The following is a 14,414-nucleotide window of genomic DNA, read 5'->3' as shown; positions in this document are numbered from 1 at the left end:
GAACCGGACATCTCCTACCTGGCCAAGGACTACGCCAGCTTTCGTCAGCTGATCCTCGACCGGTTCGATCTGATCATGCCGGGCTGGACCGAACGACACCTTCCCGATCTCGGTGTCACCCTGGTCGAGCTGCTCGCCTACGTCGGTGACCACCTCAGTTACCACCAGGACGCGGTGGCGGGCGAGGCATACCTGGGTACCGCCCGCCGGCGGATCTCCGTCCGGCGACATGCCCGGCTGATCGACTACCGGATGCATGACGGCTGCAACGCCCGTACCTGGGTGTCGATCGAGGTGGAAGCACCGCTCCGGCTGTCTGCCGACACGTATTTCTTCCTCGCCGGCTCCAGCGCCGGCGCGGCCAGGCCCAGGGGTGACGCGACCGCTGGGCCGGCCCTCGCCCTGGACGACGTCCGCGCGGAGCTGGCGCGCGCCACCGTGTTCGAGCCGGTGCTCGACGTCACCGTCGACCTCAACCCGCAGCACAACTGCATCCGACTGTGGACGTGGGGCGACACCGAATGCTGCCTGCCCCGTGGGGCGACCCGGGCCACGCTGCGCGACGACTGGCTCGACGGGGAGCATGACGGGGAGCGTGACGAGCGGCCGCGGGCGCTGGCGCTGCACCCCGGCGATGTTCTGATCTTCGAGGAGGTGCTCGGCCCCCGCACCGCCGTGGCGGCGGACGCCGACCCGACGCACCGGCAGGCGGTACGGCTGACCTCGGTGACACCCGGCGTGGACGCGCTCTACGGCTCGGCGGGCCTGGGCCAGCCGATCGTCGAGGTGGGCTGGGATGCCGCCGATGCGCTCACCTTCGACCTGTGCGTCTCCTGCGTTGCCGGTCCCGCGTGTGAGCGCGTCGAACCGGTGAGCGTGGTCCGTGGCAACGTCATCCTGGTCGACCATGGCCGCACCATGTCCCGTAGCGGGCAACGTCCACGGGAACTATGTGTCCCCGCTGTCGCGTCCCGACCGGCCGGCTGCGCCGGTGTGGGCGAGCCTGCTCCGCGGCTGCGCCCCCCTGGACGCCCCGACCTGACGCTGCCCGACTCTCCTGTCACACAACGTGTGCTGTTTCCCGACCCGACCCGGATCGCCACCGCCCAGGCGGCCCGGCTGGAGCGCATCCCGGACGAGCTGGCCGACCGCCTGCGTGAGCTGTGGACCTCCGCGTACGGCGGGCTCGTGCCGGACGCGGCCGCTCTCGACGAGCTTCGGATCGTCTTCGGTCGGGCGGAGCTGGTGCGGCTCGGTCTGGTGCCGCCGCGTCCAGGGGTCCGGCACCCGCTGACGGCGGCGCAGGCGGCCTCGGCGTTGGCACGGCTGCTCGCCCGCCACCGGTGGTTGTTGCGTGGCACGCTGCGATGGCTCGCCGATCTCACCCACCGTACCCGCGCCGGCCTGCCGTTGGGCCGCGACGGTGTCGACGAGGTGCGCGACGTTCTCGGTGCGCGCTTCGCCACCGAGCTCGCCGGGGACGACCCGGCCCGCTACGGACCGGCCACGGCGGCTCTGACCCAGGACCCCCGGGCCGCCCTGCCGGTGCTCGACCTGCGTGCCCCGGGCGCAGGTGTCAGTCAAGCCGGCGCGGGCAAGGACGGCGCGGGCAAGGACGGCGCGGGCAAGGACGGCGTGGGCTGGAGTGACGGAGTGAGGTGGGCGGTCCGGCCGGACCTGCTCGCCAGCGGGCCGACCGACTCCCATGTCGTCGGTGAGGTCGATGACGACGGCGTGGTGCACCTGCGGTTCGGCGACGGCGTCTACGGCCGGGGGGTCGAGCCGGGCCGGACGCTGCTCGCCGACTACCGGGTCGGCAACGGCGTCGCCGGCAACGTCGGCGCCGATGCGATCAACTGGATCGTCTTCCGTGGGCCGATTCCGGGCGGGATCACCGGGGTCCGCAATCCGCTGGCCGCGGCCGGTGGTATCGACCCGGAGCTGGTGCGGGAGGTGAAACTGCGCGCGCCCGGCGCGATCCGGTCCCGGCTGGAACGGGCGGTCACCCCCGAGGACTACGCCACGCTCGCGACGGCGGTCCCGGGTGTACAGCGGGCGGCCGCGGTCCGACGCTGGAACGGCAGCTGGTACGAGATCCACCTTGCCGTCGATCCGCTGGGCGCGGCCGACCCCGAGCCGGCGCTGCTGCGCCGGGTCCGCGCCGACGCCGAACGCCACCGCCGGATCGGTCACGACGTGGTCGTCACCCCCGCCCGGTATGTGCCGTTGCTGGTGAAGCTTGTCATCTGCGTGCGTCCCGAGGTCATTCGCGGGCATGTCCGGGCGGCGCTGCTCGCGGCGCTGCTCGCGGCGCTGCTCGCGGCGCTCGGCAGCCGCGGCCTGCCGGTTGGCGGCCAACCGTCCACCGGGCAACCGTCCACCGGCAGCGGCCTGTTCCAGCCGGACAACCTGACCTTCGGCGAGCCTGTCCGGCTCAGCCGGATCGTCGCCGCCGCGGCGGCCGTGCCCGGCGTGACCAGCGTCGAGGTGGCCCGGTTCGAACGGCTCTACGCCGGTGACCAGGGGGAGCGCGACGCCGGTGTGCTGCGCATCGGCCCGGCTGAGGTTGCCCGATTGGACAACGACCCGGCCCGGCCCGGTAACGGTCGGCTCGAACTCGATCTGCGAGGTGGACGGTGAATCGGCTGACTCGGACGGGCTGTGGCGCTGCGTGCGCTGCGTGCGCTGCGGCGGCAGGTTGTGGCTGCGGCGGCTGTGGGGCCGGCGCATGCGGGGCCGGCGCATGCTGCGCGGGGACGGCACGACTGACCCCGGCGTCCACGGTCAACCGGGCCGGGCTGGACGCGCTCGCCTACCGGGTCGGCACCCACGGTAGCTTCCTCGCCACGATGCTCACCGCGCTGTCGGATCATGCGCTGAGCGACCGCCCGGACGGTTCTGACGGTTCTGACGGTTCCGACGGTCTGGACGGTTCTGCCGGCGAGGCCCGGTACCCGCTGCGCGGGCTGACCGCGCGGCGGGCGAATGATCCGTCCATCGCCTTGTTGGACGCCTGGGCGACCGTCGCGGACGTGCTCACCTTCTACCAGGAGCGCATCGCCAACGAGGGCTACCTGCGGACCGCCACCGAACGCGGTTCCGTGGTCGAGCTCGCCCGGCTCGTCGGCTACCGGCCGCGTCCGGGCCTGGGCGCGAGCGTGTACCTCGCCTACACCCTCGACGTCGACGCGGCCGGTGACGCCGACGTGGTCATCCCGGCCGGTTCCCGGGCGCAGAGTGTGCCCGGTCCGGACGAGCTGCCGCAGGTGTTCGAGACCATGGACGACATGGTGGCCCGGGCCGGCTGGAACGAGCTGCGGACCCGGCGGACCCGGCCACCGTGGATCACCTTCAAGGGCGCCGAGCAGCGGTCTGAGCTGTATCTGGCCGGTGTGGCCACCGGTCTGCGGCCGAACGATCCGCTGCTGCTCGTGTTCGGAATCGGTGCGGGCGAGCAGGTCCTGCGCCGCGTCCTCTCCGTCACACCTGAACCGGCCGAACGGCGTACCCGGGTCGCCCTCCAGACGTCCGGCGACAGCACCGGTGATGCGCGGGAGATCCATACTGGCGTCGACCCACTGACATGGATCGGCGACCGGCTCGACGCCCTCGGCCGCCCACCGTCCCGCCAGCCCGACCACGCCGCCGACCTGAGCCGATCATTCGGCGCGACACTCGCCACCCGGTCCGACGCCGTGCCGAAGCTGCTCGCGGCGTTGCGTCCGGAGATCGGCGGGACGGTGTACCGGGCGTGGGCGAACGCCGCGCTCGCCCCCACCCCCGAGCTGCGTAGCGTGCAGGCGCTGCGCGCGCGGGCCGTCCCGTTTGGCGCGACCGCACCCCGCAAACCGGTGCTCGACGCCCGCGGGGTGGCGATCGACACCGAGGAATGGCCGCTGAACGGAACCGTAGTGATCGAGGCAGGCATCCACTATGGGACGACAGCCTCCGATAGTCAGACCCGCGCGCTGACGGCCGACATCCGTTACCAGGACATCACCCGCACCGGGGTATCCATCGCCGCCGGCGCGACACTCGACTTCCCAGCGGGCACCGTGCTGATCGCAGTGGGTAGCGGGAACTCCACGGTGACCTTCACCTTCGGCGGGACCGTGCAGCGTGTGATCACCGTCGTCGGGCCGCAGTCGGTCTCGATCTTGCTGGTCGCCGGTCACGGCGGAGGGCCGATCACCGTGACACTCGACGACGACCCTGGGACCGAATACCGACCCGCGATCGGGCAGAGCGTGGAGCGCCGGCTGCCCGGCCATGACATCACCGTCGGTCTGGCGCCGATGTCGCGTGGCGAAACCGAACCCGGTGTCCTCACCATCCGCGATGAGTCGTTGCTGCCGCCGAAGCCTCCCAACGTCCTTCCACTGGACGCGGTGTACGACCAGGTCGTCCCGGGCAGCTGGGTCGTGGTCGAACGGACCGACCGGACCGGCACGGGCTGGCCCCTGAAGACCCGGGTGACGAAGGTCGAGACGGTGACGAAGTCCGCCTTCGGTATCGCCGCGACCGTCACCCAGCTCACGCTCGAACAGCCGTGGCTGTCCGGCGAGGACCTGCTGCTGACCGCCCATCGCAACACCGCGGTCCGGTTCCGCAGTGAGCCCATCGAGCTCGCCTGGGAGCCCTGCGCCGCCGACATCGCGGGGGCGACGATCGAGCTGGACCGGCTCTACGACGGCCTCGTCCCCGGACGTCATCTGATCGTCTCCGGTGAGCGCACCGATATCGGGGGCACCACTGGTGTGCCCGGCAGTGAGATCGTGATGATTTCCGGTGTCAGTCAGGGCGTGGCGGACCGCCGTCCGGGCGACACCGTGCACACCACGATCACTCTTGCCGCGCCGTTGCGCTACACCTACCGCTGCGACACCGCGCGGATCAGCGGCAACGTGGTACGCGCGACCCACGGGCAATCCGCCACGCAGGTGCTCGGCAGCGGCGACGCGTCCACCCCGTTCCAGGCGTTCACGCTGCGCCGGGCGCCGTTGACCTACCTGCCGAGCGCCGCGGCGTCCGGTGCGCAATCCACCCTGGTGACCCGGGTCAACGGGGTGCGCTGGGCGGCCACCGACGACCTGATGGCCGCCGGCCCCACCGACCACACCTATCTGACCCGCGCGGATGCCGGCGTCGGTCAGGTAGGACCGGATGGCACGATCGTGCTGTTCGGCGACGGTGTGCACGGCGCCCGGCCGGCGACCGGCCAGGAGAACATCACCGCGACCTACCGCGTCGGTCTCGGCCGGGCCGGCAATGTCGACGCCGGCCTGATCGCTCAGTTGCAGAGCCGCCCGCCGCGGGTCAGCACGGTCACCAACCCGCGGCCCGCCACCGGTGGTGCCGACCCCGACGGTCGGGACGCGGTGCGCCGCAACGCCGCCGTCGGCCTGCTCGCCCTCGACCATCTGGTGTCGGTGTCGGACTACGCCGACTTCGCGCGGGCACGGGCCGGGATCGGCAAGGCCGCCGCGACCAGGCTGTCCGACGGGCGGCGAACCGTCATCCACGTCACGGTCGCCGGCGCCGAGAACATCCCGATCGACGAGGACTCGGAGTTGTTCCGCGGGTTGCGCCAGGCGCTGGCACGCCACGGCGACCCGGCGCAGCCCACCCGGCTCGCCGTCCGGGATCTGGCACTGATCCTGTGTGCGGCGAACATCCGGGTGCTGCCCGACTACCTGTGGACGCGGGTGGAGCCGGCGGTCCGGGCCGCGCTGCTCGACCGCTTCTCCTTCGACCGCCGCGAGCTCGGCCAAGACGTCGCCCTCAGCGATGTGATCGCGACCGTCCAAGCGGTCCCGGGGGTCGACTACGTCGACGTCGACGTCCTGACCACCGTGCCGGAGTCGATCACCATCAGTGAGCTCAACGGGCTCGCAGGCACCTTGACGTCGCCGCCACCGGCCCGGATCAGGATGTACCCGGCCCGGCGACCGCCCGAACCTCCCGCTACCGGTCCCGGTGTCGGTGTTCTGCCGGCCCAGCTCGCGATCATGAGTCCGGACGTGCCGGAGACGCTGATTCTGCAGGAGATCCGTTCATGAGCCGCCTCGACCCCGACCATGGGTCAGACCTCGACCTCGACCGGTTGTACGCGCTGCTGCCCGCCATCCATCGCATCCGGGATGTCGAGTTCGGTGAGCCGCTACGAGCCCTGCTCCAGGTGATCAACGAACAGGTGGAGATCGTCGAGGGCGACATCGAGGCGCTCTACGACAACTGGTTCATCGAGACGTGCGCAGACTGGGTCGTCCCCTATCTCGGCGATCTCGTCGGCCATGTTCCCCTGCATCCGGCTGCGGACCCCGGCCCACAGCCGGGTGCGGGCGGCTCGTCCAGCGCGCAGACCACGGCGCTGACCAGGGCGATCGCGTCCCGCGCCGACGTCGCGAACACGGTTCACGCCCACCGCCGCAAGGGCAGCCTCGCCCTGTTGGAACAACTCGCCGCCGACGTCGCCGGCTGGCCGGCCCGTGCCGTGGAGTTCGCCCCGCTGCTCGGCGTCAGCGCACCGGTCCGGCTCTTTCGACCGGCAGCGGCGGACAACGCGTGGCGGATTCGCCGTGGCCGCACCGCCGACCTGCGTCACGGGGACGCACTCGACCGTGTGGACGGGCCGTTCGACGAGCTCGCGCACACCGTCACCGTCAGCCGTGCGAACGCGGCCCGCCGGCCGCGCCGGTACGCCATCCCGAGCGTGGCGCTGTTCGTCTGGCGGCTCCGAACCTACCCGGTCACGAACGCCCCGGCGCTGTGCATCGACGCCGCCCGCCACCACTTCACCTTCTCTCTGCTCGGCAACGACACGCCGCTGTTCGCCCGCCCGGCGCCCGAACCGGACCCGACCCACATCGCGACGGAGACCAACCTGCCGGTGCCGATCCGGCGACGCGCCTTCGCCGAGCGCACCGCCGACTACTACGGCCTCACGCGCAGTCTGTTCATCTGGCGGGATGCCGAGCGCCGACCCGTCCCGCTCGAGCGGATCGTGCCCGCGGACCTGCGCGACTGGGCATACCGCCCGCAGGGCGAGGATGTGGCCGTCGACCCGGTGCTGGGCCGGATCGCCTTCTCCCCACGGGCTGCACCCGAGTCGGGGGTGTGGGTGAGCTACCGCTACGGCTTCAGCGACGACCTCGGCGGGGGTGAGTACGAACGGCCGCTGTCACCGACAGCCGGCCCGGAGGTCCACCGGAGGGTCTATCGGGTCGGCCCCGGCGAGCAGCACCAGGAGATCATGGGTGCCGTCGCCGCCTGGCAGGCGGACAAGCAGGCCGACCCGAACGAAGTGACGTTGCGGGACGCGGTCATCGAGATCACCGACAGCGGTGCCTACCAGGAGCCCATCGAGATCATCCTGGCCTACGGAGAGCGGTTGGAGCTGCGCGCCGCGCAGGGCAGACGGCCGGTGCTACGACTGTTGAACTGGTACGGCAACCGTCCGGACAGTCTGCGTGTCCGCGGCCCGGCGGATCACCCCGAGTCCGAGGCTGAGGCTGAGCCTGAGCCTGAGCCTGAGGCCGAGCTGGCCCCGGCGCCGGCCCCGGCGCTGGACCGCGGCGACCAGCCACCGCGGCTCGTTCTCGACGGCCTGCTGGTTTCTGGGCGGGGCATCCTGGTCAGCGGGACGGTCGAGGAGGTGGTCGTCCGGCACTGCACGCTGGTGCCCGGCTGGAGTCTCGGGCACGATTGTGAGCCCGAGGTCGGTACCGAACCGAGCATCGAGCTCGCCGGCCAGGTCGGCTGCCTGCGGGTGGACCGTGCCATCCTCGGCACGGTCAGGGTCAGCGCGGACGAACGTGCGACCGATCCGATGTCGATCTGCATCGCCGACAGCATCCTTGACGCCACCGACGACGACCAGGACGCGCTTGGCGCACCCGATGCCTGCCACGCGTACGCGGTGGTGACCGTCCGGCGGACGACCGTGTTCGGGCACATCCGCGTGCACGCCGTCGAACTGGCCGAGAATTCGATCTTCACCGGTCCGGTCCGGGTGGTGCGCCGGCAGGTCGGCTGCGTCCGGTTCTGCTACGTCCCGCCCGGCTCACGCACGCCCGCCCGGTACGGCTGCCAGCCCGAGGGGGTGCGCACGGCCGTCGACGAGGCCGTCCGCCTCGGCCGGCTCGACGCGACCGAGGCCACGCTCGCCCGGGTGCGGGAGGAGGGCCGGGTGCGACCGCGGTTCACCAGCTCCCGCTACGGCACCCCCGGCTACGCCCAGCTCGCCGTCGGATCCGCTCCGGAGATCAGTACCGGGGCGGACGACGAATCCGAACTCGGCGCCTTCCACGACCTTTTCACCGCGCAGCGGGCCGCCAACCTGCGGGCGCGTCTTGACCAGTTCGTCCCGGCCGGAACCGATGCCGGCATCGTCGTCGTCACCTGATCCCGACCTGCACCGCACCCGACACCAGTCTCCCGGAGGGACCGCATGTACGGCGACTTCTCCCGCCTCACCTTCGCGCCGGACAAGCATTTCTCGGCGGTTCTCAGCCAGCAGGGGCGCGTCACCCTCGATTCCGACGTCAACGAGCAGGCGCTGCTCGTCCAGCATTTCCTGCGGACGCTCGCGGCCGACATCATCGGACCGCACGGAGGGCCTGACCAGGGCTTCACAATCGGGCTCGACACCGGTGACAGTGCTATAAAGAATCTTACCGTCGCCCCGGGGCGTTACTACGTCCACGGAATTCCCTGCGAAAACGACGCGGCCGACGCCACATATTTCGTCCAGCCGGATCTGCTCCCCGACCCGCCGGACAAACTGCCGGCTCCGCCGTTCCTCGTTTACCTGCGGGTGCACGAGCGTCTTGTCACCGCCGTCGAGGACCCGTCCACCCGGGAGACCGCCCTCGGTGACACCGGCCCGGACACAGCCGCCAGATCCCGCATCGTCTGGCAGGTGCTCGTGACGGACAAGAAGCCTGGCACCGGTGCCACGTTCGACCCCGCTTTGACGCGAGACGCCATCGACAAGGTGTGGCCGGACTGGGAGAGGAGCCTTTCCGGTGGGACCGGCAAGCTGAGGGCGCAGGCCGCGTCGGTCACCGACACGGACCCATGCATCAGCGCGCCGGACGCGCGTTACCGCGGGCTGGACAACCAGCTCTACCGGGTCGAGGTGCACACCGCTGGCACCGCGGGCCCCGGGGGGCCAGGGGGTGCCGCGACGTTCAAGTGGTCGCGGGAGAACGGCAGCGTGGTCTTCCCGATCGTCACCTTCGGAACCGCGGACGCCGACGTTAGCGTCGAGGTGACGGTTGCCTCGCTCGGCCGGGACGACACCCTCGGTCTGGACGTCGGTGACTGGGTGGAGGTCGTCGACGACGATTCGGTTCGTCGAGGCAAGCCGGAGCCGTTGCGCAGGGTCGCTGCGATCGACCCGCTGGATCTCGTGGTGACGCTGGAACCCTTGGGATCGGGCGCGCAGTCGACCGCCACCGGCCAGAACCCCTTGCTGCATCCGCTCCTGCGCCGTTGGGACCAGCAGGAGGGTTCCCCGGCCCGGGGTGGTGCGGTGCGCAGCGAGGCCGACAACGCTCTGCGGATTGTCGAAACGACCAACGGGAAGGACAATTGGCTGGACCTGGAGGACGGCGTCCAGATCCAGTTCGACAAGGGCGGGCGCTACGAACGCGGCGACTACTGGCTCATCCCGGCCCGCACGGCCATCGGCGACGTCGAATGGCCGCGGGATATCGCCGGGCACCCGATCCCCAAGCTTCCCGTCGGTATCACCTATTACGCCGCGCCCCTCGCCCTGGTCCGCTTCGATGCCGACAAGATGCCAGAGGCCGTCGATCTCCGTCGCACCATCACCCCACTGGCGAAGTAAAGGATGGCGGAGATGGCAGTCGACGGCCAGCGCGTCCTACGGCGGAAAGAGACGACCCGCACTCCCGGCGCCGGTGTCCGCCAGCGGGCGTGCGCGTGTGACCGGCGTGCGGCCGCGGGGACCTGCGACACCTGCGGCGAGAAGAACGCGGGGACGCTGCGGCGTTCGGTGGCCGGTCCGACACCGGCGAACGAGGCACCGCCGATCGTCCACGAGGTGCTGCGCTCATCGGGCCGGGCGCTGGACGCCCCGACTCGCGCCTTCATGGAGCCGCGGTTCGGCGCGGACTTCAGCTGTGTCCGGGTACACACCGACACCCGGGCGGCGGCGTCGGCGCGTGCCGTGCACGCGCATGCCTACACGGTCGGCCCGCATATCGCGTTCGATGAGGGACGGTATTCCCCCGCCACAGACACCGGCCGCCGCCTGCTAGCCCACGAGCTCACCCACGTCGTCCAGCAGGCCGCCAACCCAGCGCCGCTGGGCACCTCACTGCGGGTGGGCGACAGTACCGACCCAGCGGAGCACGAAGCCGACCGTATCGTGGATGGTCTGCAACAGCATGGGTCCGGATCGGCGGACCGGCCGGCCCTGGATAACCCCGGCGTGCAAGTCCAGCTTCGGCGGTCACCGATCGTACAGCGCCAGGGAGATTCAGCGCAGATTCCCGCTGCTTTAACCTGCCCGCCGGCGACCACTTCGCCGCCCGCCGCAGTGAAGTCGTATGCGTTCGCGATTGATGAGGCGACGTTGACGCCCGCGCAAATGAGTGACATAGCTGGATTCGTGGCTGCTTGGCATGCTGCTGGCGGTCTGGAGGACTTGCGAGTTGACGGCTATGCGAGCACCGATGGTGCGCAGGCCCGCAACTGGGATCTTTCCTGTCGGCGGGCACAGGCCGTACAGACGGCACTGACGACGTCAACGTCTGTGGGAGCTGGTATCCCGAGCGGACGGATCTCGATCCTTGCTCAGGGTGCGAGCACTTCTCTGGGAACAAGTCTCGTAGACAACCGCAAGGTCACAATCAGCATTACTACATCGCGACGTCCAGTTTCCCCGCAGCCTTCTGGTCCCAGCCAACCACCAGGTCCTGTCTGTGGCCCTGATGTCTCGGGACAGATCCGGGCAGCCGTAGCCCGTACACGCACAACGTTCGCCGGCTGGTCGGGGGCGGACAAGGAAGGCGCGTGCGATGCGCTGACCTCGCCTCTCACGGGTGGTTACGCCTGGGACATCGGTGAACTGCACAGCAACGCCTGGATACTCGGGTATCGTCCGGCCTGCGCTTCGGCCGGAGCGAGCCCACCGTGCGGCTCGACCGTGCAGGTAGACGGAGAGTGCAGCTACGCCGGATCATCCAACTATGTAATTTTTGGAGTGATGTGCCTGCTCTGTCGAGACCATTTCGTGGCGGTAGGGTCGAGGAAAGCTGCGGACTTCACTGAGAGCGAGATGCTGGCTCTCATTAATCTCTACAAGGGAACCGGGCCACTTGGGCTGGGGACTCCCTCCGCGAATTTTGGACCGTCGAAGCTGTGGGCATCGGCGGGTTATCACGGCTGGCCGGCTGTGGCCTCGCCCACCGGTGACCGTCCGGGATGCTCGCCCAGTTGCCCAACGCCGTACGGAGGCGGGGCGTTTCAGGTCCACTGGGTTCCCCAAGGATGGTTCTGAGAACGATATTAGCGCGGTTCATCGAATTCGCAGTTGGAGGTAATGTATTCCGACTACTCTGGTACATGAGTTCCGACTTGAAGGAAAATTTTCATGATCTACAAGTGCCTACTCCGTCTGCTGTCGAGCGAGCGCTTCGTGTTGACCGTGTTGACCGGGTTGGGTAGCCGTCGCGTGCTCGCCGAATATTTGGCTGTGGCGGGGAACGATGATTGACCCCGGGCGTCAGACTGTGCGGCGGCCGCTCCCGGCAGAATCAGGTGTCCTGCGGCGGGCGTGCGCGTGTGACCGGCGTGCGGCCGCGGGGACCTGCGACACCTGCGGCGAGAAGAACGCGGGGACGCTGCGGCGTTCGGTGGCCGGTCCGACACCGGCGAACGAGGCACCGCCGATCGTCCACGAGGTGCTACGTTCACCGGGCCGGCCGCTGGACGCCCCGACTCGTGCCTTCATGGAATCGCGCTTGCCCAGCGATCTCAGCCGGGTGCCGGCGGTGTCCGCAGGTGGGATCCGGCAACATCTCGAGATCGGTCCGGCGGGCGACCGGTACGAGCGAGAGGCCGACCACGTCGCAGGTCATCTGGCGCAGCCTGCGGGGCTGAGCCGTGACGACTCAAATACTTCTCATCATTCGTTTGACTTCAGCAAGGTACGAGTTCACACGGATAGGGACGCTGCTGCTTCGGCTGATGCGGTGGACGCTCTCGCGTATACGGTCGGTACGCATGTTGTCTTTGGAGCCGGACTGTACTCGCCGGCCACAGCAGCCGGGAGGAAGTTACTCGCGCACGAACTGACCCACGTGATCCAGCAGAGAACCGCAGGACGGCAGGAGAGTATCGGCACGCTGCCGGGTTTGGGTCCGCCGTCTCGGTTGCCCTTGATGAGACAGAGCCCACGTAGCGGGGGCGGCGGGCAACCTCCGGGGCATGGTCGAGCACGAGTGCAGGTCGGTTCCCCGGTGTTCGAGGAAGCGGTGACACAACTGTTCGACTTCAACGCCGTATTACAAGGTCGTGCTTTGAGTGGATCGGAACAACAGCTCCTGGAGGCAGTGTTCGCCACCGGCATCGACTACTCGCGAATCCGTCTAATTCGGACAAATATTCTTGAATATCGAACAATTGGAAATAATATCCGCGTGCCGGATAAATTCACTGTGCGTGATGCTGAAATGGCGCAGGCGCTCGTACATGAGGCGACTCATGTGTGGCAGTACCAGCAAGGCGGAACCGCCTATATCTCGCAGTCGCTCGCTGCGCAGTTGGCGGCGAAGATTACTTTGGGTAGTCGCAATTTTGCATATAGTTATACGATTGCTGGACGGCAATCGTTCTTCGATTTTGACCCGGAACAGCAGGGCGCTCTCGTGGAGAACTACTATGCCATGGTGCGCGACCTGCCCCTTGCCCAGGTCGACGTTACTGCCGGACGGCGGGGTTATTATTATTCCGTTCATCGCGGCGCGGATGGCTTCCCCATCCTGCTCTCTGCGGCGGATCGGCTCGTGGAGATAGCCCGTGAGTTACCGCTACACGAGAAGTTCGTTCGCCAGCTGCAGACGGCCGTCCCCCGAGCGGAAGCTGATCTTCTTTCCGAGCGGGCGACGCAGGTGGTGCGACTTCCGAGTTCAGCTGACACTCTTGGTCGCGGGACGGAGCCTCTACCGATCAAGCCTGTGCTGGAGGTGAGATTCTAGCCGCCGGGGCAAGCGGACCGCATGCTCACGGACTGGCGGTGACCGGCTCCGGGCGATGCTCCTTACGTTGGGATTACCTGCAATGCCGCAAGCGGGGTCGATCAGGCAGCGAGCCGACAAGGGGGCGAGGTCATGAGTGGACATGATCGGAACATGCGGAGTCGGAACGTGTGGGCATATCGACGGGACGCCGCCGCTGGTCCTGTCGGATCTTTCGACGAAGCTCGGAGCCACGGGCTGTTGCCGGGTCAAACCGGTGGGCAATCGTTGGAGCCGTCGATCTTTGCTCGGCTCGAGGCCGATACCGGGACCGACCTGACCGGGGTACGGCTCCACCAGGATGCCGCGGCACGGCGTGCAGTTGAGGATTTGGGGGCGGTCGCCTTCACCCGCCGCGACGATATCTACTTCGGAGCCGACGCACCCAGTTTCAGCACGGCGGCCGGGCGGGCACTGCTGGCCCATGAGCTGACCCACGTCGCCCAGCAGCGCCGTGCCGACCGGCTGGAGGTTGGTGCCGTCGGGCGGGTCGGTGACGTCCACGAGCAGCAGGCGGCGCGGGCCGCCCGCGGCCAGTCGTCGCATCTGACCGGCGGCGCTGTGCCGGAGGTCCAGCTGCAGCCGCTTCCTGGTGTTGCGCGCGGCGAGGTGCAGGCGGCACTTGAGCGGTTTCTGCGCCGCGCATGGGACGCTCAGGGAGGCCGGAACCTGAGTATCACGCCGGCGGTGCGGAGCGTCCTGGAACGGCTTGTGAGCCTCCCCGTGCCGGGGAATTCGGAGCTGGCCGGTGACCGGAACGCCGCGGCGCGGTTGTTGGCGTTGGACGCATGGTTGGCCGGTAGATCGCGTCCGGATGAACCGGCGCTGTTCGCAGCCGAAGCCGCCCGGCGGTTCCTGCCGGATCCGTGTGATCCCAAGGCGCTGAAAATCTTGGGTGGAGCATCCCCGGCGGACCGGCCCGGCAGGATGGGGCGCCTCAGCGATCTCGTCGCAGGCAGCAAAGCAGCTGATCCCGACCCTCGAGTACAGGCTGTGGAGGAACAGCGCGGGCCGAGCTCAACCGATCGTGTCGAGCAGTTCGTCGGCGACCAGCGCCGTAGGGCCGGGGCGGAGGATAAGCGGATCGGACCGGTGGATCTGGATCTGTTCCGGGTCGGGAGGATCATCGCCGGCCTACCGGAGGCG

7 protein-coding genes and 1 pseudogene are annotated in these 14,414 nt (G+C 69.2%); all 8 read left to right on the top strand.

Annotated features, from left to right (window positions below; all coding sequences use genetic code 11):
- Positions 1–2,640 (top strand): putative baseplate assembly protein (locus U9979_RS17910; RefSeq protein WP_322780280.1); only part of this gene is annotated, 2,640 nt, incomplete at its 5' end.
- On the top strand, positions 2,637–6,059 hold the full coding sequence (locus tag U9979_RS17905) for a putative baseplate assembly protein (RefSeq protein WP_322780279.1): 3,423 nt from the start codon (positions 2,637–2,639) through the stop codon (positions 6,057–6,059). The genes U9979_RS17910 and U9979_RS17905, both read left to right, overlap by 4 nt.
- Positions 6,056–8,404, top strand: coding sequence for a hypothetical protein (locus U9979_RS17900; protein ID WP_322780278.1), 2,349 nt, complete (start codon positions 6,056–6,058; stop codon positions 8,402–8,404). The genes U9979_RS17905 and U9979_RS17900 overlap by 4 nt, the downstream gene beginning before the upstream one ends.
- A gap of 45 nt (positions 8,405–8,449) precedes the next feature.
- Positions 8,450–9,853: a DUF6519 domain-containing protein gene (locus tag U9979_RS17895; RefSeq protein WP_322780277.1), complete on the top strand. Its 1,404-nt coding sequence runs from the start codon at positions 8,450–8,452 to the stop codon at positions 9,851–9,853.
- Between the two features lie 12 nt (positions 9,854–9,865).
- A complete protein-coding gene (locus U9979_RS17890) occupies positions 9,866–11,530 on the top strand; it encodes an eCIS core domain-containing protein (RefSeq protein WP_322780276.1) in 1,665 nt (554 codons plus the stop codon).
- Between the two features lie 208 nt (positions 11,531–11,738).
- Positions 11,739–12,341: pseudogene (locus tag U9979_RS17885) on the top strand (DUF4157 domain-containing protein); the annotation flags it as partial.
- A gap of 150 nt (positions 12,342–12,491) precedes the next feature.
- A complete protein-coding gene (locus U9979_RS17880; protein ID WP_322780283.1) occupies positions 12,492–13,229 on the top strand; it encodes a hypothetical protein in 738 nt (245 codons plus the stop codon).
- 240 nt (positions 13,230–13,469) lie between these two features.
- The coding region (locus tag U9979_RS17875; RefSeq protein WP_322780275.1) for a DUF4157 domain-containing protein at positions 13,470–14,414 on the top strand (945 nt) is incomplete at its 3' end.

The organism is Protofrankia sp. Cas4, assembly GCF_963555915.1.
Classification (GTDB): Bacteria; Actinomycetota; Actinomycetes; order Frankiales; family Frankiaceae; genus Protofrankia.
Note: the sequence above shows the minus strand (reverse complement) of the source record. Positions and strands in the feature narration are given on the sequence as shown.